Origin of the sequence: Pseudomonas vanderleydeniana, assembly GCF_014268755.2 — a bacterium.
In the GTDB taxonomy this organism is placed as follows: domain Bacteria; phylum Pseudomonadota; class Gammaproteobacteria; order Pseudomonadales; family Pseudomonadaceae; genus Aquipseudomonas; species Aquipseudomonas vanderleydeniana.
The window spans coordinates 2596764-2621755 of sequence record NZ_CP077093.1; the positions used below are offsets into that span (position 1 = coordinate 2596764).

At 59.9% G+C, this 24992-nt stretch carries 20 protein-coding genes; 12 read left to right on the forward strand and 8 right to left on the reverse strand.

What is annotated here, in order from left to right; translation table 11 throughout:
• Positions 1-6: 6 nt before the first annotated feature.
• The 3 genes from tssE to tssB are packed head-to-tail and all read right to left on the reverse strand — an operon-like array spanning position 7 to position 2442.
• Positions 7-414 (reverse strand): type VI secretion system baseplate subunit TssE, encoded by a 408-nt coding sequence (gene tssE / locus HU752_RS11825; RefSeq protein WP_186680494.1) that lies wholly within the window; start codon positions 412-414, stop codon positions 7-9.
• Entirely contained in the window at positions 415-1893 is a 1479-nt protein-coding gene (gene tssC / locus HU752_RS11830) for a type VI secretion system contractile sheath large subunit (RefSeq protein WP_437182341.1), read from the reverse strand.
• Between the two features lie 45 nt (positions 1894-1938).
• Positions 1939-2442 (reverse strand): type VI secretion system contractile sheath small subunit, encoded by a 504-nt coding sequence (tssB, locus tag HU752_RS11835; protein WP_186680493.1) that lies wholly within the window; start codon positions 2440-2442, stop codon positions 1939-1941.
• A gap of 384 nt (positions 2443-2826) precedes the next feature.
• On the opposite strand from tssB, the gene vasI reads away from it, so the two are divergent.
• The 11 genes from vasI (at position 2827) to tssM (ending at position 18922) form a co-directional block, all read left to right on the forward strand.
• The gene (vasI, locus tag HU752_RS11840; RefSeq protein ID WP_186680491.1) at positions 2827-3456 is read left to right on the forward strand and encodes a type VI secretion system-associated protein VasI; all 630 of its coding nucleotides are present in this window, start codon (positions 2827-2829) and stop codon (positions 3454-3456) included.
• Positions 3444-4856, forward strand: a complete 1413-nt coding sequence (tssA, locus tag HU752_RS11845; protein WP_186680489.1) for a type VI secretion system protein TssA — start codon at positions 3444-3446, stop codon at positions 4854-4856. The genes vasI and tssA overlap by 13 nt, the downstream gene beginning before the upstream one ends.
• A 5-nt stretch (positions 4857-4861) precedes the next feature.
• Entirely contained in the window at positions 4862-6913 is a 2052-nt protein-coding gene (locus HU752_RS11850; protein ID WP_186680486.1) for a type VI secretion system Vgr family protein, read from the forward strand.
• Between the two features lie 31 nt (positions 6914-6944).
• Positions 6945-7772: a DUF4123 domain-containing protein gene (locus HU752_RS11855; protein ID WP_186680484.1), complete on the forward strand. Its 828-nt coding sequence runs from the start codon at positions 6945-6947 to the stop codon at positions 7770-7772.
• A complete protein-coding gene (locus HU752_RS11860) occupies positions 7769-10099 on the forward strand; it encodes a hypothetical protein (protein WP_186680482.1) in 2331 nt (776 codons plus the stop codon). The genes HU752_RS11855 and HU752_RS11860 overlap by 4 nt, the downstream gene beginning before the upstream one ends.
• On the forward strand, positions 10092-11123 hold the full coding sequence (locus HU752_RS11865) for a formylglycine-generating enzyme family protein (protein ID WP_186680480.1): 1032 nt from the start codon (positions 10092-10094) through the stop codon (positions 11121-11123). Before HU752_RS11860 ends, HU752_RS11865 begins: the two co-directional genes overlap by 8 nt.
• A 98-nt stretch (positions 11124-11221) precedes the next feature.
• On the forward strand, positions 11222-12229 hold the full coding sequence (locus HU752_RS11870) for a formylglycine-generating enzyme family protein (RefSeq protein ID WP_186680478.1): 1008 nt from the start codon (positions 11222-11224) through the stop codon (positions 12227-12229).
• A complete protein-coding gene (locus tag HU752_RS11875) occupies positions 12226-13335 on the forward strand; it encodes a formylglycine-generating enzyme family protein (RefSeq protein ID WP_225920123.1) in 1110 nt (369 codons plus the stop codon). The genes HU752_RS11870 and HU752_RS11875 overlap by 4 nt, the downstream gene beginning before the upstream one ends.
• A complete protein-coding gene (locus HU752_RS11880; RefSeq protein WP_225920124.1) occupies positions 13332-14441 on the forward strand; it encodes a formylglycine-generating enzyme family protein in 1110 nt (369 codons plus the stop codon). Before HU752_RS11875 ends, HU752_RS11880 begins: the two co-directional genes overlap by 4 nt.
• Before the next feature lie 204 nt (positions 14442-14645).
• On the forward strand, positions 14646-15332 hold the full coding sequence (locus HU752_RS11885; RefSeq protein WP_186680477.1) for a DUF3592 domain-containing protein: 687 nt from the start codon (positions 14646-14648) through the stop codon (positions 15330-15332).
• Between the two features lie 29 nt (positions 15333-15361).
• A complete protein-coding gene (tssM, locus tag HU752_RS11890; RefSeq protein ID WP_186680475.1) occupies positions 15362-18922 on the forward strand; it encodes a type VI secretion system membrane subunit TssM in 3561 nt (1186 codons plus the stop codon).
• 154 nt (positions 18923-19076) lie between these two features.
• Here tssM and HU752_RS11895 read toward each other — a convergent pair whose 3' ends face one another.
• The 5 genes from HU752_RS11895 to HU752_RS11915 form a co-directional block, all read right to left on the reverse strand.
• Complete coding sequence (locus HU752_RS11895) at positions 19077-20321, reverse strand: saccharopine dehydrogenase family protein (RefSeq protein ID WP_186680804.1); 1245 nt, start codon at positions 20319-20321, stop codon at positions 19077-19079.
• 29 nt (positions 20322-20350) lie between these two features.
• On the reverse strand, positions 20351-21448 hold the full coding sequence (gene nspC, locus HU752_RS11900) for a carboxynorspermidine decarboxylase (RefSeq protein WP_186680473.1): 1098 nt from the start codon (positions 21446-21448) through the stop codon (positions 20351-20353).
• Positions 21449-21799: 351 nt separating this feature from the next.
• Positions 21800-22180, reverse strand: coding sequence for an AMP-binding protein (locus tag HU752_RS11905; RefSeq protein ID WP_437182342.1), 381 nt, complete (start codon positions 22178-22180; stop codon positions 21800-21802).
• A gap of 158 nt (positions 22181-22338) precedes the next feature.
• Positions 22339-23133, reverse strand: coding sequence for a helix-turn-helix transcriptional regulator (locus HU752_RS11910; RefSeq protein ID WP_186680801.1), 795 nt, complete (start codon positions 23131-23133; stop codon positions 22339-22341).
• A gap of 310 nt (positions 23134-23443) precedes the next feature.
• Entirely contained in the window at positions 23444-24154 is a 711-nt protein-coding gene (locus HU752_RS11915; RefSeq protein WP_186680471.1) for a helix-turn-helix transcriptional regulator, read from the reverse strand.
• Between the two features lie 183 nt (positions 24155-24337).
• Here HU752_RS11915 and yfcF point away from each other — a divergent pair, with 183 nt between their 5' ends.
• Positions 24338-24973 carry a glutathione transferase gene (gene yfcF, locus HU752_RS11920; protein WP_186680469.1) on the forward strand — a complete coding sequence of 212 codons (636 nt, stop codon included), beginning with the start codon at positions 24338-24340 and terminating at the stop codon, positions 24971-24973.
• The last annotated feature ends 19 nt before the right edge of the window (positions 24974-24992 follow it).

The following is a 24992-nucleotide window of genomic DNA, read 5'->3' on the forward strand; positions in this document are numbered from 1 at the left end:
CGGCGTTCAGGTGACGCGGGTGTATCGATCGCGGTTATCCAGGGTCACGCCGATCTGGAGCGGGCCAACCCGGCCCGGCCCCAGGCACACCTGGCAGTCAAGTTGGAAATTCAGCACCAGCGGCTGCTCCCGGTCCGGTTGAAAACGCACCGCGACCACCTGGACCCGCGGCTCGAACGCTTCGATCGAACGGCGGATGTCGTCGCTGATGGCACGCGCCAGGTCGCCCCCTTCCGGGGCGGCTTCGTTGAGGTCGCGCAGTCCCAGTTCGGGGTTGCTTTGCGCAGAGCCGCGACGCACGTTGAACAACTGTTCCAGATGGCGCTTGATCGCACTGATGCATTGACCGTAGGGTTGTTCACCCTCATGACGCGGGCCGGACTCCAGGCGCTCGAACAGGCTGAGGCCAACCACTTACTGGGCATCCAGCCGGCCAACCAGGGAGATTTCGAAATTGGCGCCCATGTACTTGAAGTGCGGGCGAACCGCGAGGGCGACCTGGTACCAGCCCGGGTTGCCGGCAACCTCCTGCACCTCGATCCGCGCGCTGCGCAGGGGGCGTCGGCTACGCACATCGGTGCTGGGGTTGTCCTGGTCGGCGATGTACTGCTTGAGCCACTTGCCCAGTTCGCGTTCCAGGTCCTGGCGTTCCTTCCAACTGCCGATCTGTTCGCGTTGCAGGACCTTGATGTAGTGGGCCAGGCGACTGACGATGAACAGGTAGGGCAATTGGGTGCCCAGCCGGTAGTTGGTCTGGGCTTCCTGGCCTTCGGCGGTCCTGGGGAAGAGCTTGGGTTTCTGTACCGAGTTGGCCGAGAAGAACGCGGCGTTGTCGCTGTTCTTGCGTAGCGTCAGTGGGATGAAGCCGGCTTCGGCCAGTTCATATTCCTTGCGGTCGGAAATCAGTGCTTCGGTGGGAATCTTGGCCTGCAACTGGCCCAGGGACTCATAGAGATGAACTGGCAGGTCGTCCACCGCACCGCCCGATTGCGGGCCGATGATGTTCGGGCACCATCGGTAGCGGGCGAAACTGTCGGTGATGCGACTCGCCATCAGGAAGGCCGTGTTGCCCCAGAGGTAGTTGTCGTGCTGACCCTCGATGGTCTCGTCGTAGCTGAAGCTGCGCACCGGGTTCTCGATATCGTGGTACGGGGCACGCAGCAGGAAGCGTGGCAATGTCGCGGCCAGGTACTTGGCGTCTTCCTGTTCGCGCAGGGCGCGCCACTTGGTGTGGCCAGGGCCCTCGAAGATGTCGTTGATTTCCTTGAGGCCGGGCAACTCCTGGAAACTCTTGATGTTGAAGAACTCGGGCCCTGCGGCCATCACGAACGGGGCATGGGCCATGGCGCCCACCGAGGCGACGTAGCCGAGCAGGCGGATGTCCGGGGAGGAGGGGCCGAAGGTGTAGTTGCCAATCATCGCGGCGATCGGCTCGCCACCGAACTGGCCATAACCGGCGCTATAGACGTGCTTGTAGAGGCCGCTGCGGGTGATGTCGGCGGCGTTGTCGAAGTCGTCGAGCAATTCCTCCTGGGTGACGTGCAGCACCTCCAGCTTGATGTTCTCCCGAAAGTCGGTGCGATCGACCAGCAGTTTCAGGCCGCGCCAGGCCGACTCCAGTTGCTGGAACCGCGGTTGATGCAGGATCACGTCCATCTGCCGGCCGAGGACACGGTCGATCTCGCCGATCATCTGGTCCACCCGTTGCTTGTTGACCGGCTGCTGGTGATCGCCGCTTTGCAGGATACGGCTGATAAAGGCCGCCACACCCTGGCGGGCAATGGCATAACCTTCCTGGGCGGGGCGCAATGTGGTGTTGGCCAGCAACTGGTCGAGCAGTGACGGGGAATTATCGTTGGCCTGGGCCAATTCGGCAGCGTTTTCCATTTGCATGAAGTGAAACTCCGTTGGAAAGACAAGTTGTACAGGGACGATTTCTCAGTTCCCGGGTGTGTCGAGTGCCAGTTGAAGTTCGTTGGTCAGTTGTTCGCGTGCTGTTTCGTCGCAAAGCAAGGTTTGCAGATGTTTACGAAAGGCCGGGACATTACCCATGGGCCCTTTTAATGCGACCAGCGCTTCGCGAAGTTCAAGCAGGGCGTTCAATTGTGGGATTTGGCGTGCAATTGAATCGGGGCCGAAGTCGTTGATCGAACTGAATTGCAGGTTGACCGTCAAGTCACTGTCCGCATCGCCGCCCAGCATCGAAGGCACTGCCATCTCCAGATTGACGTCGGCCATGGCCAGTACCTCGTTGAAGGTGTCCTTGTCGATGCGCACGGGCTGCCGATCCTCCAGGGCAGTGGCGTCGTTGCGCCCCTTGAAGTCCCCGGTTATCAATAACTTGAGTGGTAGTTCCACCTCCGCCTGCTGCCCTCCGGTGGCAGGAACGTACCTGATGTTGATACGTTCTTTGGGGGCGACGGAACCGTGAAAATTTGACATGGGAAAAGCCCTTTTTGGCAGGTGTATTCATTAAGGCGTGTTAATCCTATTTCTGTCATGTCGGACTTTTCCTAGATTGGTGTACGCATTTTTGTCGTTTTGGTTTTCATTTGATTTTGGGACATTTCGCTCGCTTGCTTTCTCTTTTTCTGAAGTCCGCTTCTGTTATTTGTATTTCACGACTGTTTTCGTGTTTTTTCTCTTGATTATTTATCTGTCTCTGGGCGAATTTTAATGCTTGGGTTTTATCTGGATGTCGGCCGAAGTTTAAAGTCTGAGGCTTCGTGTCTTGTCGAGTTGAAGTATCGGTCTGTCAGGCACTCGCCTGGCGAGAACATCAGGAGGGCGTTCATGCGCACTGGCGGACAAGGATGGCCATGGGGAATGTTGCTGGTATTGGCCGTTGCCGAGGTACAGGCCATGCCGGTGAGCCAGGACTGCCCCGCGATCGTCTCGTCGCTCAAGCGTCTTGAATGTTTCGATCGGGCGGCGGGTACTCCGGCGCGGTTGCTACCGGTGCCGCCAGTTGCCTCCGGGCCGGTTCCGGCCATTGTCGAACTGGCACGGCAGAACGAGACCGGCCGTCAGCCCGGGGATGGGCGTTTCCTCATCTCCAGCCAGCCCGAGCCCACCCACCCGCACCGCTTGCAGGTGGTGGCGTCGGCACCGGCCCTGGGCGTGGGGTTGCTCCGGCCACTGTTGGTCATCAGTTGCGAAGCGCAGATCACCCGTTTGCAACTGGTGCTGGAGCAGGCACCAAAGCCCAACACGATCCGTATCCAGTTGTTCAACGATGAACGACCGGTTGCCCCGGCCCATGCCTGGCGGGTGCTGGATTCGGGGCTGGTGGTGGACGCCGGGCGTGGTTTGCCGGCCATCGCCCTGTTGCGCCAGATGGGCGGTGGCCAGCGTTTGCGATTGGCCAGCGACTACCCCGCACTGGATGGCCTGTTGTTCGACGCCGAGGGCCTGGGCGAACTGATCGAGCAGGAGCGCCAGGCATGTCGCTGGTAATCGAGGGGCCGCCACAAGGCGTGCAGGCGCTGCTGCTGCCGATCGATCCACGACAGCCTGCCGGTCACTTCGACAGTGAGGACGAAACCTACCAGGCCATCGACCTGGAGATGGTCAAGCTCGGTGGCCTGCACGAGGCGGGGATCGACTGGGCGTATGTCGATAGCGCGTCCTGCCTCTACCTCGGCACCCAGTGCAAACACTTCCGGGTCGTCGGGCACCTCCAGGCGGTGTGGTTGCGCACCCGCCAGTGGACGCATTGGGTCGACGCGTTGCACCTGCTGGCCGGCATGGTCGGTCAGTTCTGGAGCAGCGCCCATCCGAAGCCGGGGCCGACCGGCTACCCGAACAAGCGCAAACAGGTACAGCGCTGGCTGGAAAACCTGCAGCAGGCGCTGCCGCTCCTGGAACGCAGCAGCTTTTGCGAGATGCACCAGGCCAGCGCCCAGCAGGCTCTGGAGGCCCTGGCGCAGGCAGCCGGCGACGCGAAGCTGGAACAGGAGGCGATCCAGTCGCTGCAACAAAAACTGGAGCGCCAAGACGCGCAGGCGGCAGTGCCCGTGATCGAGCGCGTAGGCCCTGCGGCAGGGGCGGGCCTTTTCTCAAGCGTGCAGATCCTGCCACCGGCCAGGGAGCGCGAGCAGCGGCGTGCCTTGCTGGACATGGCCGAGCAGATCAATCGGCAAGACCCCTATGACCCGGCCGGCTATCAACTGCGCCGCTTCGGCCTATGGGCGCACCTGAGTACGGCGCCGGCGGTCACCCGTGAAGGGCGGACCGAACTGACGGTGGTTCCCCGCGACATCGTCGAAGCCTACCAGCAGGCGCTGGCTGCCAACGCCCTGGAACCTGCCCTGCTGTTGCGCATAGAACGAAGCGTTTCGGCATCGCCCTATTGGCTGCGTGGCAGCTACCTGGCCGCCACTGTCGCCTCGCGCCTGGCGATGGAGGGGGTGGCCGCGGCGATCCGCCAGAGCTGCGAGCGTTTCGTCTGTCGGTTGCCGGTGTTGACCCAGTTGTGCTTCAGCGACGGCACCGCGTTTGTCGATGCGCAGACCCAGGCGTGGATCAGCGGTGGCGACCAAGCCACTGCCAGCGACCAGACGGCTCGGGAATTGTCCGGGCTGCGCGACGAGTTGCACGACCAGCTCGCTCGCGAAGGGATCGAGGTGGTGCTGATGCGCCTGCAGCAGTTGCACAGCACTAGCGACGACCCGCGCCAACGCAACTACGCCACGGTGATTGCCGCCGACCTGCTGGCCTCGCGCGGGCTGTCGTGGCTGGCCGGCGATCTCTACGCCAGCGTCGCCCGACAGATGCGCGAGCTCACCGCCCAGGCGTGGGAGCCGGCGTTGTATCGCAAGGTCACGAACCTTGATAACGGCAACAGGGAGGATTAACCGACATGCCTCGCCAGAGCGATTTGCGCTTCACTTTTGAACCCCTGCAAGGCGATGCCTTCGACGTGGTCTCCTTCACCCTGGACGAAGGCTTGTCCAAGCCGTTCAAGCTCCAGCTGGAGCTGGCCAGCGGCGATCCGGCGGTCGACTTCAACCGCCTGTTGGACCTGCCCGCGGTGTTCACCCTGTGGCGTGGCCAGACGCCGATCCGCCATGTCCACGGCCTGGTCAGCCGCTTGAGCCAGGGCGACACCGGCTTTCGCCGTACCCGCTACGAGGTCGAGCTCGAACCGCTGCTGGCGCGTGCCACGTTGAGTTCCAACTGGCGGATCTTCCAGCACAAGAGCGTGCCCGAAATCATCACCACGGTGCTCAAGGGGCTGCACCTGACCGATGTGCAACTGTTCCTGCGCTTTCCCCATCAGCCCCGCGAGTACTGCGTCCAGGCCGGGGAAACGGACTTCGACTTCATTGCCCGCCTCGCCGCCGAGGAGGGCCTGCTCTACACCTTCGAACATCGCCGCGACGGGCACCTGCTGTTCATCACCGATGATGTCACCGGCGTGGGCGCTATCGAGGGCGGGTCGGTCAACTATCAGCCCATGGCCGGTGGCGACGCCCACGAACCGGCCCTGCGCCGCTTTCACTACAGCGAGCAGGTGCGCACCGCCCGCCAGGTGCAACGCGACTACAGCTTCACCCACCCGCGCTACAACCAGCAGCACACCGCCGATGGCGGCCCGGCGCTGAAAAACCAGCACAAGGACTACGAACGCTACGACTACCCCGGCCGCTACAAGCGCGATGCGGCTGGCAAACCCTTCACCCGGACCCGGCTGGCTGCCCTGCGCAGCGATGCGATCGGGGCCTGCCTGGTCGGCGACGATGCACGCCTGCAGCCGGGCATGACCTTTGATCTGCAAGAGCACCCACGGGCTGACCTCAACGATCGCTGGCGCAGCGTTCATCTGAAACACACTGGCAAACAGCACAGCAGCCTGCTGGAGGAAGCCTTCGGCAGCGACAGCGGCACTTCCTATGAGCTGGAGGGCACGGCCATACGCTGGAACGCCGAGTGGAAGGCCCCGCTGCACGCCAAGCCGCGCATCGACGGCCCGCAGGTCGCCACCGTGGTCGGACCGCCCGGCGAAGAGATCTATTGCGACGAGTGGGGACGGGTCAAGGTCTGCTTCCCCTGGGATCGCCGCGACCGCCAGGACGAATACAGCTCCTGCTGGATCCGGGTCGCCCAGGGTTGGGCCGGCACCCTGTGGGGCGCGATGGCGGTGCCGCGGGTCGGCCAGGAACTGATCATCAGCTACCTGGACGGCGACCCCGACCAGCCGATCGCCACCGGGCGCACCTACCGCGCCACGCACCTGCCGCCCTACGAACTGCCCCGGCACAAGACGCGGATGACCATCAAGAGCCGGACCCACAAGGGCCAGGGTTTCAACGAACTGCGTTTCGAGGACGAGAAGGGCCAGGAGGAACTGTACCTGCATGCCGAGCGCGACCAGAACACCGAGGTCGGCCACGACCAGGGCCTCCAGGTCGGCCATGACCGAAGGCAGCGGGTCGGGCATGACGAGTACATCGAGACCGGCAACGACCGCCACCTGGCGATCCACGGCAACAGTCATTCGCAGGTCGACGGCGAACAGCAACACCGGGTGAAGGGCACGCGCACCACCGTGGTTGAAACCGATGACCACCTGGAGGTGGGCGGTAGCCGGAGCTTGAAGGTGTCGGGCCGTTTCGGCCTGGACAGCGGCCGGCAGATTCACCTGCAGGCGGGCGATGAGATCGTTCTCGATGCAGGGGTCAGCCTGACCCTGCAGGCCGGCGGCCACTGCCTGCGGCTGGATCCGGCCGGGATTCATTCCAGCGTGGCGCTGGACCTGGGGGCGGCGCCGAGCGTGCTTGCTTCCCTGGCTGCCGTCGAGGTCGCCATTCCCCTGACTTTCTTGCGTCAAGTGTCGCGAGAAGGCGCCTTGTTAATCAATTCCTGTGAGTTCGATACCCATGGAAACTGCAAGTTGCACCCTCATCACTAGGCGCCTGCCAGGGCTGAACTGCCCTGACCTCATGCCCCAGGATCTGGCTCTCGATGATCAGTATCTACTGCTGGACCTGATTCAGGATGAGTCGTTGTCGGTATTGCTTCACAGCGATCGCCTGTTGACGGGGTGGGCCGTCGAACCCCTGTTCAGCGGTACCGCGTACCGGCAAATGAGAGCCGTCGGCCCTCATCTGGTTGCGCTGCCACAAGACAGCGCGAGCCTGGCGAATATTTTGCCGCGTCTTGTAAACGAGCCCCTGGGTATCGTCTTTCAGCCTCGGGAAGGGATGGCCTGGGAGTCCCTTGTCGAGCACTGCCGTCAGCACCTGTGGGCTGAAGCTCCAGACGGTCGTCGCGCACTGTGCCGCTGGTACGATCCCAGAGGATTGAGGGCGTTGTTGATGGGGTTGTCCCCCACACAACGCGAGGCGCTGACCGCTCCCTTTGCCTCGTTGACCTGGCACTCGGGGCATGGCTGGTATCAGTGGTCCCGGCCTGGCACTCCACTGTCGGGACATGAGCCGCCAGTGACATGGGCACTGGACCACGATGTGCTTGAGCGGGTGGCACAAGAGCGGCAGTGGGATCAGGTATTGGTTCTGGTTGAGCGCTATGCCGGGCACCTCCCGGTGCCGCTCGACAAGGCTGTCGCGAAAGTCTTCGATCTGCTCTCGGCGGCTCGCCGGTTCGGTTATGTCACTGCAAGCCAGCAGGAGCGTTGGCTACGCCAGTACCTGCGCCTGGGCGAGTTCTGGCTCGTGTCCGAGACCGAGGCATGGCTCACGACGGATGTCCCCTTGGAACAGAGATTGTGCCGGCTGGAGGCACAGCCATTACCTGGAGTAAAACCATGACCGCTTCCGAACTCCTTGACCTGCCGCCGCCTTTGTTCGCGGATAGCACCTACAGCTGCAACCCGGTCAGCACGCCGCCCTGCCAGGAGCCCCGGGTGGACGCCGTGCACATCACCGGTGAGGGCAGCACTTTTTATGTGCTGTCCGCTCCCGAGCAACGGCGCCTGCTTGAAGCGATCCAGGTCGTCGAATCGCTGATGAAGGAGTTCCAGAAAATCATCCAGAGCCCACCCCAGCAGGCACGATCCTGTAGCGCAGGGGGGTGTTGGCCCGGCGAGGAAACCTGTGACTGCGAGGCCTGCCAGAAGCAGGCGTGGGCTCGCAAGGCTGAAAAAGCGGGCCTGCTCAGCCTGCACCAGGCACGGGTGCAGGCTGAAGAAGTGGGACTGACAGCCAACGACGATATACAGGGGCGGATCAGTGAACTCACTCAACGGCGTAAGCAGTTCCTGGAACTGTGCGGTGTGTTCAGCAGCAAGACCACTTGCACCATCAGTGAAAAAATCATCGAGACCATCGACACCGAGCGGGCTGCGCTCAAGTCGCAACTGGATGCCGCTCAAAAGAGCGCCAGCCTGATCGCCACCGACACGCTGCCGGACCCTGCCTTGGGCGCGAAAGTCATTTCAGGGAAGAGTGTCACCCGGGTCCACGGCAACAATGGGGTGACGGAAGTCATTGTGTTGAGCAAGCCGGATCGTCGCTATTACATATCCCGATCGGCGGCTGATGGGTTGCGTGAATCCATGAGCGTGGAGGTCGGACGTCAACCGGTATCCAAGCCTCTCGATAGCGCCGGACTCAAGGCCCGTGCCGGGACGCTGGTCGGTGACATCAAGAAAGAAATCGGCAAGCGGATCAAGGCCGACCTGGCCAAACCGCTGGGCAATCTGGAAGGCCGGCTCAAGAGCTGGGTGTTCCCCAAGGACAGCGCCATCAATGCCTTGCACGAGGAGTTCGACTGGACTTCCGACGACAGCGATGAGGCACGTTATGCCGTTAGTACCGAAGCCCATTTTCTGCGTTTCGCGGCCCAGGCCAGCGTGGGATTTTCCGGTTTCGATCCCAAGCAGGGAACGGTCTCGCTGGGCCTCAAGGGGCAGGCCAGCTTCTCCCTGGCGGAAGGCAAGATCACGTTCTCCCACTTCATGCCCAGCCAGGGTGGTCGCGATCTGTTCATTGCCTACAAGAATGCCGCTGGCAAGCGGGACTATCTGCGTTGCGGAGCCTTGCGCCTGCGCGGCTCGGTGGAGCTGAGCTGCTTTTCCGGAATCACGGCGGCGGGTTCGGCCACTACCGAGGTCAAGTGGAAGGAGGCGCCCTCGGGGGCCAGCGCCTTGTTGCTGAGCCCTGAGCTGGAATCACGGGGCGGCAAGGTGCAAATAAGGGGGAGCGGGTTGTTGGGGGGGCAGTTCGGTGGGTCGCTGACCGGGGCATTGGAGTGGATGATGCCGGAGCTGCAGCATCGGCCAGATGCTCCGTGGGCGCCTTTGGTGGAGGTGCGGGCGGAGGGGAATATGGCTTATGGAGTGGGAGGAGAGAGGGATTTTCAGGTGGTGCTCGATAAGCAGCGTCTGTATCTGCATTTCAAAGGACAGGTGGTATTTGGTCCGGGCGCCGGCGGTGGGTTTGGCACGTTGGTGGATTTTGAGAAAGCCGCTGAGCTGGTTGGGGTGATTTATCAAGCGTTGAGTGAGGTGGATTTTCGGTATCTGTTTGGAATTGATGGGGATGCGTTCGAGCTTTTCTATCAGGGTGTCTCAAGGTTGTTGAGTGAGCCGAGGAGGACTCTCAGTGACCTGATAGGGCAAGGACCGACAGTGTTGAAGGATTGGTGGACGGGGCGATTAAAGAACATTGCCTCAGTTGGTCAACTGGCCGACCGCATACTGAACGACGAACCACTTTTACTCGGAACTCAGCGTATCCCTCTGTCCCGCCTGCCGCCCGAGGTGCTGGGGCCGGCTCTGTACATGCTTAGCGAGTACTATCTTCTAAGTCCCAGGGACAATACGGAAAAAGCCATTATCCATCTGCTCAGGCAGGTCAGCAGTTGGCGCCAGTTTTACTTGGTGCTGGAACGTATGCATCCGACTGCCAACGTTGTCAAAGCGGTGGATAGCATCGACCGTATCCGCAGTTATTTGAGTGGGCAGCAGCAGGAAGAATTCTCCGATTTCATCAAGCACCTGGGCGAACATGCCGACGAGGCACAGCCCGGCCAGCCCTTGCCAAAGTGGCAGCCTTGGCAGCCGTTGTACGTCAACGGAAAATTCGAAGAACTGATGGCGGCACGGGAATACTGGGAGGCGAATCGCTATGTTTGAGCGAAAGGAGCGATGCAGGAATCGATTGTTTCCTGTTGCACTACTGCTGGTCTTGGCCGGCTGTAACCAGACCAGTCCGGTCCTCAGTCAGTCATTGGCACCGCAGCACGTCAGAGAGATTGCCGAACGTATCGACCAGCGCTATCCGCAGCAGCCGGCCGCCAAGCGGAAAGCGTTGCTACAACAAGTGATAACGGCTATCGACAACATGGTGTTTGTCGAAGGTGGGACATTCGAGATGGGCGACTTCGGCTGGATTGGTGAGTACGATCCGGAAAATATGTGTGAATGGCCATGCGGAGTATCTAGGGATGAGTTGTGGTTTTTAGTACCGGACTCGGATTCCAGGCCGCTACATACCGTGCGCCTCGATAGTTTTTATATGGCCAAGTACCATACTACTGTAGCGGAAGATGACTTGTTTCGCTATTTTACAGGGTTGCCTCAATACCGAATGGAACTCACCGACGAGGACCGAAGAGATAACCTGACTCAGTCGTACCGAATTCGAGTTCCAGAGATGTTTAAACCGGATTATCCCGCCCGTAGCAAGTTATGGCAGGAAGCGAAGGATTACTGCCTGTGGCTGGGTGAACTGAGTGGGTTACTGGTGGATCTTCCCACCGAGGCCCAATACGAATATGCGGCACGTTCTGGTGGGCGTTATGTTGTATACTCCACCGATACGGGCAGCGTGATTAGAGGGAAAAATGTTCATGCTAAAGGAGATATCTATCCTGTTGGGCACTTTCCTCCAAATCCGCTCGGTTTATATGAAATGGGTGAAAATGCAGTCTCCTGGGTCGACGATTGGTATGCCGCAGATTACTATGAGAATTCCCCGGTAGAAAATCCCCGCGGACCAGAGACAGGCACTGAAAAAGTTCAGCGTGGAGGTACTGCGCTCTGGACTCCCAGCGCCTCCATGACCATGCGCCGCATAAACAGCCCAATGGTTCTTCTGGACTACTACGCTCAAAATAGCTATCGCTGCTCTATTCAAAAAAGCGGGCCATTGAAATGAATGCCCGTCGCCTGATACATAGCTTCCGGTTTATATCTGCGTGCGCTTTTCGGAAAACGGTGCAGTGGAACGTTGTGTCTGGACGAAAGGCGCGGAACATGTACCGGCTGCCATTTGTTGCACTACTGCTGGTATTGGCCGGCTGCAATAAGACCAGCCCGGTCCTCAGTCAGTCGCTGACACCGCAGCACGTCAGGGAGATAGCGGAACGTATCGATCAGCGCTATCCGCAGCAGCCCGTCTCCGAACGCCAGGCGTTGCTGCAACAGGTGGTGACCGCTATCGACAACATGGTGTTCGTCGAAGGCGGAACGTTCGAGATGGGGGATTTTGGCTGGGTAGGTCAATACGATCCCGCCCACATGTGTGAATGGCCGTGCGGCGTGCCTCGGGATGAGCTGTGGTTTCTGGTCCCCAAGTCGGATTCGAGACCGTTGCACACCGTACGGCTCGATAGTTTTTATATGGCCAAGTACCACACCACTATCGCGGAAGATGATCGGTTTCGGTATTCCACGGGGCTTCCTCAGTATCGAATGGAGCTAACTGAAAGGGACCTGGAAAATGGATTGACTATTCCCCATCGACTTAGAAATCCCGATTCGTTCAAGCCTGAGTTTCCAGCCCGCAGCAAGTTATGGCAGGAGGCGAAGGATTATTGCCTTTGGCTAGGAGAGTTGAGCGGGTTGCCTGTGGATCTACCCACCGAAGCCCAGTACGAATATGCCGCTCGTTCTGGTGGTCGCTATGTGGTTTATGCTACTGATAATGGAAGCATCAATAAAGAAAGAAATGTAAGTGGGGATACTGACGTATATTCCGTGGGTGCTTATCCACCAAATCCACTGGGGCTCTATGATATGGCGGGCAATGCAGTGTCTTGGGTCAATGACTGGTACGCCGCCGACTACTACCAAACTTCCCCGGTCGATAATCCTCGAGGTCCAGAAACAGGGACCGAAAAAGTCAGGCGAGGGAGTGATTCCATTTCTGCACCAGAGCTTGCAATGACCATGTGGCGCCGAAGTGATAAGCCGGTGAGGAAAGACTATTACGCCCAAAGTAGTTTTCGCTGTTCCATCCAGCAAAGCGGGCCATTGAAATGATTGCTTCCAGCGCTATGCAGAACTTCGGTTTTGCAAATTCGCACGCGGATCGAAAGTTGAGACAGTGGGACTTTGTGCCTGAACAAAAGAAATGGAATATGCGTTGGTTGTTCTCTATTGCGCTATTGCCGGTATTGGCCGGCTGTGACCAGACCAGCCCGGTCCCCAGTCAGTCGCTGGCACCGCAGCACGTCAGGGAGATAGCGGAACGTATCGATCAGCATTATCCGCAGCAGCCCGTCTCCGAACGCCAGGCGTTGCTGCAACAGGCGGTGACCGCTATCGACAACATGGTGTTCGTTGAAGGCGGAACGTTCGAGATGGGGGATTTTGGCTGGGTAGGTCAATACGATCCCACCGACATGTGTGAATGGCCATGTGGCGTGCCTCGGGATGAGCTGTGGTTTCTGGTCCCAAAATCGGATTCGAGACCGTTGCACACCGTACGGCTCGATAGTTTTTATATGGCCAAATACCACACTACCATCGCGGAAGATGATCGGTTTCGGTATTTCACTGGGCTTCCTGTTTATCGAATGGAACTGACAGAGGAAGATCTCAGGGACGGTTTGACAAAGCCATCGAGGGAAAGAAGTCCAGAGCTGTACCTGCCAGATTACCCCGCTCGCAGTAAGTTGTGGCAGGAAGCCAAGGACTACTGTTTGTGGCTGGGCGAGCTGAGTGGACTTTCCGTAGATTTACCTACTGAAGCTCAGTATGAATATGCTGCTCGTTCCAAAGGACGTTATGTCGTGTACTCCACCGATACTGGTAGTATCGCTAGAGGGGAAAATGTTCATGATGGTCAGTTCATATATCCTGTTGGCTATTTTCCTCCTAACCCACTAGGTCTTTATGAGATGGGGGAGAACGCTGTGTCGTGGGTGAATGATTGGTACGCCGCCGACTACTACCAAAATTCACCAATAGACAATCCTCGGGGGCCGGAAACAGGAACGGAGAAAGTCAGGCGAGGCAGTGATTCGCTGTCTTCTCCACAGCTTGCTATGACCATGTGGCGCCGCAGTGATAAACCGGTAAGGAGGGACTATTACGCCCAAAGTAGTTTTCGCTGTTCCATCCAGCAAAGCGGGCCATTGAAATGATTGTTTCCAGCGCTATGCAGAACTTCGGTTTTGCAAATTCGCACGCGGATCGAAAGTTGAGACAGTGGGACTTTGTGCCTGAACAAAAGAAATGGAATATGCGTTGGTTGTTCTCTATTGCGCTATTGCCGGTATTGTCTGGTTGCAACCAGGCCAACCCGGTCCTCAGTCAGTCGCTGGCCCCGCAGCACATCAAGGAAATTGCCGAACGTATCGATCAGCGCTATCCGCAGCAGCCCGTCTCCGAACGCCAGGCGTTGCTGCAACAGGTGGTGACCGCTATCGACAACATGGTGTTCGTCGAAGGCGGAACGTTCGAGATGGGGGATTTTGGCTGGGTAGGTCAATACGATCCCGCCGACATGTGTGAATGGCCATGTGGCATGCCTCGGGATGAACTTTGGTTTCTGGTCCCCAAGTCGGATTCGAGACCGTTGCACACCGTACGGCTCGATAGCTTCTACATGGCCAAGTACCACACCACCATCGCGGAAGATGATCGGTTTCGATATTTCACTGGGCTTCCTTTGTATCTAATGGACCTTACAGAAGAGGATGTCAGGGACGGTTTGACAAGGCCGTACCGGGAAAGAAATCCGGATATGTTCAATAAAGATTTTCCTGCTTATAGCAAAGTTTGGCAGGAAGCCAAGGACTACTGTTTGTGGCTGGGTGAGCTGAGTGGACTTTCCGTAGATTTACCTACTGAAGCTCAGTATGAGTATGCCGCTCGTTCCAGAGGGCGATATGTCGTATATCCCACAGATACTGGAAGTATCGCCATAGGGAGAAACGTTCACGATGATAGGAGGATAAAGCCTGTTGGTTCCTTTCCTCCTAATCCGTTGGGTCTATATGAAATGGGGGAGAACGCTATATCGTGGGTGAATGATTGGTACGCCGCCGACTACTACCAAACTTCCCCCGTCGATAATCCTCGGGGCCCGGAAACAGGAACGGAGAAAGTCAGACGAGGGAGTGATTCGCTATCTTCTCCACAGCTTGCTATGACTATGTGGCGGCGCAATGAAAAACCGATAATGCAAGAATATTACGCCCAAGATAGCTATCGCTGCTCCATCCAACAAAGCGGGCCATTGAAGTAAGGGCAGCGGAGCATGAACGATTCCAGGATGGCCGTGGTGTGCTTTTGGTAAGTTATTGGGCCATGCCAGTGAGATCGTGCTCTAAGAGCTAAGAAAGTAGTTGCTGTCGTTGACAGTTTTAAAAAACAGGATTGATGTTGAAGTGAAAACGACAATATCAACCCTGGTGGATCGCATCATCCTGAATAAAGCCAAGGAGAAGTTATGAAAAAGACAAAAGCAGCACTGTGGATGTTTGTCATAGTGGGCGTCCTGCTCTTGGTCTCGGCGGTTGTTGTCTACAGCCAGCGTGTTACGGAACTGTCCACGATGATTCCTGCAGATGGCACGGTCGTGGCCATGAGTGATAAGGGCTGTCTTACCGTTCAGTTCAAGACGTTCGAGAATCGGCCCGTGCAATTCGGCGGCAATGTCTGCCAGCGGCCACCGGCATACGACCTGGAGGAGAGAGTCCCCGTTCTCTATTCGCCGCAGAACCCCAACAACGCCTATATCGATGACATCACGCACAAATGGTTCTTCAGCATTGCGATGGGGGGGATGGCCCTTGGCTTTCTGGGAATAGGTGGTGTTTTTGTGTGGGTGGTGACCTTGAATGGTTGGCGTGCTGAACGCCGTATGAACAGGCTCAAGATGACCGGCAGGCAACTGAACGCGCTCCTGATGGGGGCGGAGCGCGATGAGACGATTAACCTCAACGGTCAGAATCCATGGCGAATCGTTGCCCAATGGCTCGATCCCAACACCAACCAGGTCCGACTGTTTTACAGCAAGCACTTCTGGTTCGACCCCTCTCCCTACCTGACGGGTAAGCACATCCAGGTCTGGATCGACCCGCAACGCCCGCAGCACTACTGCATCGACACCGACATCCTGCCAAAACTGGCCTGAGCCGCCGTGCCGCCGCTAGGAGCAAGCCCATGCTGAATCTCTGGAAAACTCTCGGGACGGCGGTCACTGCCGCTCGACATCAACTCCACCTGGCCATGCCGGTCATGGTCGCGCTCGGCGTGCTGTTCATCCTGGCGGCCATCTGGTGGCTGGGGCCGGGATGGCACTGGCGGGAGTACCAGCCACTGGGCACGTTGTCCCTGCGGATAACCGCCAGCGCCGTGGTGGTACTGCTACCGCTGCTGCTTTGGGCATGGCGCGTGCAACGGCGTTATCGGCAATGGCAGGCCGAGCAGCGTCGGCTTGCAGCCGTTGCGCAGGATGCCTGCCTGCGTGACCTCGAATGCCAGCAGCAGAGCCTGGATGCCAGCCTGGCCGCCTTGCGCAAGCAACTGCTGCACGATGACATCTACCGTTTGCCCTGGTACCTGGTGCTGGGCAGCAAGAGCTCGGGCAAGAGTAGCCTGGTCGCCCAGCTCGAAGACCCTGTCCCGCTGACCCTCGCCGACGATGGGCAGCCTGGCGGGGCTCAGGATCAGGTGCTGTGCTGGCTGGGACATGAGGCCGTGCTGATCGATACCCCTGGCGCCTTCGTCAGTCGCCAGGAGACGGCCGAAGACGGCAGCCCTTCGATCCATGCCCGGCGTTGGCAGCATCTGCTGGGCTGGCTGGGCGAAAACCGCAGTCGTCGGCCGCTCAATGGCGTCGTGCTGACGGTCGACCTGGGGCAGCTGATGACCCAGTCACCGCAAGAGCGCAAGCAGGTGCAGGCCTCGATACGCTCGCGTCTGGAAGAAATGACCCGCCAGTTGGGGACGCGCCTGCCCGTGTACGTGGTGCTCAGCAAGATCGACCTGCTGGAAGGCTTCGAGCAGTTCTTCGGGCGGCTGCCGGCCAAGGTGCGGGACGAGGTAATGGGGTTCACCTTTTCCTTGCCGGCGGCGCACAGCCATGACGCCTGGCTGGAGGAGTTCGACCACAACTATGCCCGTTTCGTCACCCGCTTCGGCGAGCACCTGCTCGATGCCTTGTGCGAGCCGAGCCTGTCCAGGCAACGTCACAGCCTGTTCGCCGTTTCACGCCAGCTGGCGGGCATGCGCAACCTGCTGAGCGCCTTTCTGCTCAATGCCCTGAGCGGTGGCCAGCATGCCTCGTCGGTGCTGATGCGCGGTGTGTACTTTTCCTCGATACATCAGCAGGGTGTGTTGCTCAACAGCTTCGTCGAAGCGGCTGCCGAGGCGCAGGGGGTGGACATGCCGATTGCCACTGCCCGGGCAACCGGAGGGAACAGGGTGTATTTCACCGGGAAACTCTTTACACAGGTCATCTACCCCGAGGCTGGCCTGGCGGGTGACAACCTCAAGATCGCCCGGCGCAAGCGGCGCCTGCTGGCCACCGGTTTCGGCGTCGCGGCGCTGGGCTGCCTGCTGGCGGCGGGGCTGTGGCAGATTTACTTCCAGATCAACCGCGACAAGGCCAGCGACGTTCTGGCCAGGAGCCAGGAGTTCAGTGCCTGGGATATCGCTACCACGCTGGATACCACCGGGCGCAACCTGTTGGAGCCGCTGGACAAGATCCGCGATGCATTGTCGATCTATGGCGATTATCGCCAAGCCTGGCCGTTGCTGGCGGACATGGGCCTGTACCAGGGCTCGGCGATCGGCCCGACGGTGGATGAAGCCTACCTGAACCTGCTGTCCAAGCGCTTTCTGCCGGCCATCGCCAGCGGTGTACTGGAGGCGATCAACACCGCCCCCGAGGGCAGCAACCAGCAGTTGGCCGCCCTGCGGATCTACCGGATGCTGGAGGACCGCAGCAATCGCCGGCCAGCAATGGTTCGCGAGTGGGTCGCCCGGCAATGGCAAAGGGCCTATCCCGGCCAGGGGCAGTTGCAGGCTGCGCTGTTGCGCCACCTGGACTATGCCTTGAAATACGCCGATACCGATCTCTCGTCGCAGCGCGAACGTATTGCCCAGGTACAACGGCAGTTGCGTCAGCAACCCATGGCGGAGCGGGTCTACCTGACCCTGAAACAGGATGCCGAGGGCCATTTTTCGCATGCACTGGACCTGCGCAACGAGATCGGCCCGGCGTTCGATATCGTCTACCGTCCGCTGTCTTCCGATCCGACCGACAGCGGGCTGCTGCTGGCGCCGCTGCTTACCGCGAAAGGCTTCAGGGACTACTTCGAACCGAGTGCGCAGGACATCATCGAACTGGCGGTGATCGACCAGTGGGTGCTCGGTGAGCGGCAGAAACTGGACTACTCCCAGGAGGACCGCAAGGTATTGACCCAGCGGATCCGCACGCTTTACAGCGCCGACTACGTCGACAGCTGGCGGCGGGCGCTGAATCAGTTCGCGGTCACCGACTTTCGCGACCTGGGTCACGGCGTGAGCGTGTTGGAGCAGATCACCGGCCCATCGGCACCGTTGCGGCGCCTGCTGGAAACCCTGCGTGACAATACGCTGATTCATCCGGCGACGCTGGTGTTGGAGGGGCAGGCCCCGGTCGAAACGGCCAGGCTTTCCGATGATCAACAACAGGCCATGGCGATTCGGCGGGCGTTTTCCAGCTTGTCGGAGCTGATCGCCGCCCGAGGTGAGCGCCCCTCCCATTACGAGGAAGCCCTGCGCTCGATCAGTGCGGTGTACGACCATACCAAGACCGTGCACGACCATCCCGACCCCGGCAAGGCGGCCCTCAAGGTCGTACTGGAGCGTTTTGCGCTGGGCGGCACGGACCCGATCGGCAACCTGCAACGCATTGCCACCGGTCTGCCCGAGCCACTCAACCAGCAGGTGAGAAAACTGGCCGAGCAGACCTCCCAGGTGTTGCTGGTCGCTGCGTTACGCGAGCTGGAAAAACGTTGGAACACCGAGATCTACAGCTTCTACCGTGAACGCCTGGCCAACCGCTATCCCTTCAGACCCAGTGGCGAGGATGCTTCCCTGGAAGACTTCGAGGCGTTCTTCGGGCCACAGGGGCGACTGCAAAAATTCCATGAGCAGTACCTCGATGTGTTCCTCAAGGACAACCTCGATGCGTTGTACTCCGAAAGCCGTGGCAGCTACCTGGTGCGTGGCGATGTACTGGAGCAATTGAAGAAGGCCGAGCGTATTCGCGAAACGTTCTTCAACCACCGGGGCGCCTTGGCGGTACAGCTCAGCATCGAACCCCTGGCGCTCGACGTGAAGCGACGTAGCAGCCTGCTCAGGGTTGATGGCCAGTTGATTCCCTTTGAGCATGGCGTGGCACAGCGCGTCGGGCTGGTCTGGCCGAATGGCCTGGGCGATGTCAGCGGCAGCCAACTGACACTGGTGCACAGCACTGGCAACACGGCGTCCCTGGGGTATCGCGGGCCCTGGTCGTTGTTCCGCCTGCTCAGTCGCGGACAGCTCAATGCCCGTACCACCACCAGCGTCGATCTGACCTTCGCCGTTGCCGATGGACGGATGCGCTACCGGGTCTGGGCGGAAAAAGCCAACAATCCGATCACCCAGCGCAGTTTCGATGGTTTCGCCTTGCCCAGGACCCTGCTGCAGGAGGGACGCCAGGGCACGCTCCCGGTCAAGCGGAGCAGGAGCTGATCGGTGGACCGCCGTGCTGCCTGGCGCCCGCCCGCCGGCAGGACTTCACCCGGAACGCGTTCCTGCCAGGCCCTGGAACGAAAACGCCCCGAACCACAACGGCCGGGGCGTTTCTCGTTCACGCGGGCCTCGTCGAGGCCCGGCAGGGGAGCTATCAGGCGATAGCGTCCCAGGCGCGATCGCCGCGCTCGTCCTTGATGCGGGTCGGCAGGCCCATCACGTCCAGCGCCTTGAGGAACGGCTCGGCTGGCAGTTCCTCGACATTGGCCATGCGCTGCACGTCCCACTCGCCACGGGCGACCAGCAGGGCGGCGGCCACGGGCGGTACGCCGGCAGTGTAGGAGATACCCTGGCTGTCGGTCTCGGCGTAGGCGTCCTCATGGTCGGCCACGTTGTAGATGAACAGCTCGCGCGGCTGGCCATCCTTGGTGCCCTTGACCAGGTCGCCGATGCAGGTCTTGCCGGTGTAGCCCGGAGCCAGCGAGGCAGGGTCGGGCAGTACGGCCTTGACCACTTTCAGTGGCACCACTTCCAGGCCTTCAGCGGTCTTGACCGGTTTCTCGGAGAGCAGGCCAAGGTTCTTCAGCACGGTGAAGACGTTGATGTAGTGCTCGCCGAAGCTCATCCAGAAGCGCACGTTGGGCACGTCGAGGTTCTTCGACAGCGAGTGCACTTCATCGTGGCCGGTCAGGTACAGGTTCTGCGAGCCCACGACCGGCAGGTCGTCGGTGCGCTTGACTTCGAACATGGTGTTGCTGGTCCACTGGCTGTCCTGCCAGCTCCACACCTGCCCGGTGAACTCCCGGAAGTTGATCTCGGGATCGAAATTGGTGGCGAAGTATTTGCCATGGGAACCGGCGTTGACGTCGAGAATATCGATCGAGTCAATGCGGTCGAAATGCTTTTGCTGTGCCAGTGCCGCATAGGCATTGACCACACCCGGGTCGAAGCCTACGCCAAGGATGGCGGTGATGTTCTTCTGCTGGCATTCCTCGAGGTGCTTCCACTCGTAGTTGCCATACCATGGCGGGGTCTCGCAGACCTTGCCCGGTTCTTCGTGGATGGCGGTGTCGAGGTAGGCCACGCCGGTGTCGATGCAGGCGCGCAGGACCGACATGTTGAGGAACGCGGAGCCGACGTTGATGACGATCTGCGATTCGGTCTCGCGGATCAGCGCCTTGGTCGCTTCGACGTCCAGGGCGTTCAGTGCAAAAGCCTTGATGTCGGCGGGCTGCTTGAGGCTGCCCTTGGCTTTGACGCTGTCGATGATGGCCTGGCATTTGGAGATGTTGCGCGACGCGATAGCAATACGACCGAGTTCATCGTTGTGCTGCGCGCACTTGTGGGCCACCACCTTGGCGACACCTCCTGCACCAATGATAAGTACGTTCTTCTTCAATTTGCTCATTTCTCCTTGGAACGGCCAGCTTACGAGAGGCTGGACAGGTAGTCGTCGTAGCTGAACTCACGAACGGTCTCGACGCTACCGTCGAGTTGTTTCACTACGATGGACGGCATTTTCAGGCCGTTGAACCAGTTTTTCTTGACCATGGTGTAGCCTGCCGCATCGATGAACGACAGTCGATCGCCGATGGCCAGCGGCCGATCGAAGGTGTATTCGCCGAAGATGTCGCCAGCCAGGCAGGATTTGCCGCAGACCATGTAGGTGTGGCTGCCGTCGTTCGGTTCCATCTTGGCGTTGAGGCGATAGATCAGCAGGTCGAGCATGTGCGCTTCGATGGAGCTGTCGACCACGGCCAGGTTCTTGCCGTTGTACAGGGTGTCGAGCACGGTGACTTCCAGCGAGGCACTCTGGGTGATCGCCGCTTCGCCCGGCTCCAGGTAAACCTGCACGCCGTACTTCTGCGAGAAGGCCTTGAGGCGGGCACAGAACGCATCCAGGGCATAGCCTTCGCCGGTGAAATGGATACCGCCGCCGAGGCTGACCCATTCGACCTTGTGCAGCAGGTGGCCGAAGCGTTCCTCGATGGTGCACAGCATCTTGTCGAACAGGCCGAAGTCGCCGTTCTCGCAGTTGTTGTGGAACATGAAGCCGGAGATCTGCTCGATGACCTGCTCGATCTTCGCCGGGTCCCATTCGCCGAGGCGGCTGAACGGCCGCGCCGGGTCGGCCAGCAGGTAGTCGGAGCTGCTCACCTGGGGGTTGACCCGCAGGCCACGGGTCTTGCCCGCCGAGGCTTCGGCAAAGCGCTGCAGTTGGCCGATGGAGTTGAAGATGATCTTGTCGCAGTTCTCCAGCATCTCGCCGATTTCGTCGTCGGCCCAGGCCACGCTGTAGGCGTGGGTCTCGCCGGCGAACTTCTGGCGGCCGAGCTTGAGCTCGTAGAGCGACGAGGACGTCGTGCCATCCATGTATTGCTGCATCAGGTCGAACACCGACCAGGTGGCGAAGCACTTGAGTGCCAGGAGCGCCTTGGCTCCGGATTGTTCGCGCACGTAGGCGATCTTCTGCAGGTTGACCAGCAGCTTCTGCTTGTCGATGAGGTAGTACGGCGTCTTGATCATTTCGAGGCCTCCGGCAGGGCTAGCCAAAAAAAGGACGCGCATTGTGCCCTTAGTTGGCTCATATCGAAAGGTTAGTGGGCGCATTTCGCCCATTGAGCGATCCAGCGTACCTGTCGAAAGGTCCGGGAACATCCTGACGCAGCCCTGTTACACCTTGAGTTTCACTCGCGTGAAGAAGGCTGGGCTGGCTGCAATTCGGCTCTGCCCAAAGGCTTTGGCGTTGCATGGGCGCAGAAAGCAAAAAGCCCGCTGGTTCAAGAGCGGGCTTTCGACAGATGGGTCAAATCCTTTTGACTGTATGAAGTCTGCCTGATGAATATGACGCTATCGTGATGGTGTGCCCAAATGGTTTCAATTGGCGCGGAGTGTCATCGCTCTCGACGGCTGCGCTGGCTGTACGGTGGCGCAGTGGGCAACAGCGACGACCGATCCTGCGGCCAGCTCGCGGCGGCCCGCTGGCAGTTGGTCGGGAGCCAGGCATTGACCGTCGTCGCTGAACACCAGGCTTGCCTGGGCATCCGTGGCGATCCAGGCGGCCTCCGTCGGGTGCAGCTTGGCGTTGATTGGTACCGCAACAGCACCGACCCACCAGATTGCGTAGAGCAGTTCCAGATAGTCGCCACTGTTCTTCATGAACAGAGCGACTCTATCGCCGGGCACGAGGGCATGCTGTCGTTGCAATGCGCCGGCACGACGGCGGACACGGGCCGTCAGCTCGCGGTAGTCGGCCACCAGCCGTAGACCCTGGAACAGTGCCGGGCGCGGAGTGGAGGTTCGCCTGCGTCATCTCATCCGGGACTGTCAGACCGGTCCCCGTGGCGAGTGGCCGGTGCCCCGTGCGGCGGGCGATTGTGTGAGTCCGATTCTCCGTGGTTGAAGAGACACAAGTACTAGGCGCCGGCCATCCAGCGTGCCAGCCCGTGACGGCCGCTGACCCCGAGCTTGGCGGCCGCGCGCTTGAGGTAGGTCTCGATGGAGCTGTTCTTGACGCTCAGCTTCTGGGCCATCTGCGGTACTGTGCCGCCAACCAGCAGTCCGAGGCAGACCTCCCTTTCCCGGGCCGAAAGGATAATGTCGTCCAGGGCCAGCCGTTCAGTAAAGGCCTGCTGCAGGGGCAACTGTTCGAGCTCTGGCTGTGGGCCTGGCTGGCTGCCAATGACTTTTTTCAGTGGCCTCTGGCGGTTTACCTGGGCATGACGCTCGATAAGTGGCAGCAGGGTATCCGAAAAGCTTTTGAGAAAGGACAGCTCGGAGAGGGAGAAGCTTCTCTGGGTATGCAGGCGGTAAAGCGATATGAGGCAGCGTCGATTGGATTTGCGTGATACCAGGTTGCACTGGTGGGCGGCTTCGCGTCCCTTGGCCTGGGTGCTCATCTGAATCAGCAGGGAGTCGCTCATTTCTGTCACCTGCTTGAGCAACGGATGATCATCTTCAGGAAGCAGTGATTCGGGAGGCGGGCAGCCCTTGAGGCTGGCGCTGCCCAAGGGCGTGATGTCGACCACGCGGGCCTGGTGTTCATCCAGCGTCCACTCGCTCAGGACAATCCATTCGATGGGTACCAGCTTGTCCACGAGACCGAGCAGGTTCGCTGCAAATCGATCGTTACCGGCGCTTGAGATCAGTTCTCCCAATTCAAGATAGAAAGCCGGGCCTTCTATGTCTCGAATGCTACTGGTCAGGTTCATGTCCTTGTCATCCTTGAAGTAAAGCTGTTGCCAAACACTGTGCCGCATGCCCCTACGAGCGATCACTTCTCCCTGAACATGATTTCGCACGAGATTTAAGCCTATGGATACATCCTACGTCTGTAGTGGAAAGCGGGGACAAAAAATTACATGGAAGGGGCGCGGCCTATTGTGTGGTTATTGGGACAAGAGCGTCGTTCATGGTGTGGCAGGTTGATCTAAGTTAAATCTCAAGCTTGTTCTCTCGCAGCGGTATCTTTTGAACTACCGCAGTAGCGTTTTTATCTGCTGGCTCCTGTCAGGGCTGGAATCACAAGGGAGATGGCGCTATTTGGATTTCCTCGGCGGCGTACATCCAGCGCATCAGCGAGTGGCGCCCGCTGATGCCCATCTTGATGGCGGCGCGCTTGAGGTAGCTCTCCACGGTATTGACCTTTAACTGCAACTGTTCGGCCAGTTCCGGCGCGGTGCGTCCGGACAGCAGGCCGATACAGACTTCCATCTCCCGATTCGACAGCGCCAGCCCCGATTGCGACAGGCGCTCGTTGAAGCGCAGGCGCAGGGTCTGCAAACCCAGGTTTTCCACGCCGTCGGCGCTGCCCGCCGGGCTGGCGGCTACCGCCGGCTGCGGTTGCAGGGCGGTGATGTGCTTTTCCACCATCGGCAGCAGCAGCGGGGAGAAGTCCTGCAGGATGCTCTGTTCCTGTGCGGAAAATCGCTGTGACTGGTTCGAGCGGTACACCGAGATGGTGTAGCTGCAGTCGTCCTTGCGCCGGGTCAGGTGCAGGGCCGACTCCTTGGCGTTGGAGGCCGAGGTGATCAGGTCGATGTGGCCGATCATCTGGTTGTCGGTACTGGCCGACGTTGGCGAACTCTCCGAATCCATCGGCAACTTGCGGATGTGGGTGGCGTCGACGGCCAGCTGGGTCAGGATCAGGTCGTGCAACATCCGTGGGAAACTGCGACTGCCAGTGCTGGCGATGACCTTGCCAATATGTGGGAACAGCAGTTGTGAGTTCATCGTTTCATCCATGAGTTTCAAAGTCCGAACATGCGCTTCTCAAGAGACGAGCCTGGAGCAGCGGCCTTTAACCATAGCCGAATTCCCAGTATTCCGCTCGGGAATGCGTCCATGAAAATCCGTGATTTTATTTGTGCCGGTGGATCCCGTAGCGTGTGGCACTCATCCCAAGGAGAGTGTGCCGTGAACAATGCCCGTCTGCGTTTGTATGTCGATGCCCAGTACACCAGCCCGTATGCCCTGTCGGTATTCGTCGCGCTACGGGAGAAGGCGCTCGAATTCGACCTGCAGCCACTGGACCTGGATGCCCATGAGCAGCAGGCGCAGGGTTATGCCGGATTGTCCCTGACCCAGCGGGTGCCGACCCTGGAGCAGGGCGGTTTTGCGTTGTCCGAGTCCTCGGCGATCACCGAGTACCTGGAGGAACAGTTCGCGCAGGCGCCGATCTACCCGCGCGATGCCCGGCAACGGGCGCGGGTGCGCCAGGTCCAGGCCTGGCTGCGCAGCGACCTGCAGGCGCTGCGCCAGGAACGTTCGACCCTGGTGATTTTCTATGGGCAAAAGGCCGGTCCGCTATCGGCCGCCGGCGAAGCGGCGGCGCGCAAGCTGATCGAGGCGGCGCAGCTGTTGTTGGGCGATGGCCGCGAGTACCTGTGCGGCCAGTGGTCGATTGCCGATATCGACCTGGCGTTGATGCTCAACCGGCTGATCCTCAATGGTGATCCGGTACCGGCCGGGCTGGTCGATTATGCCCGGCGCCAATGGCAGCATCCGGCGGTGCAGGAGTGGCTGGCGCTGTCGCGTCCGGCACTGGGCTGAGTACCCGGGCCCGTCCGGC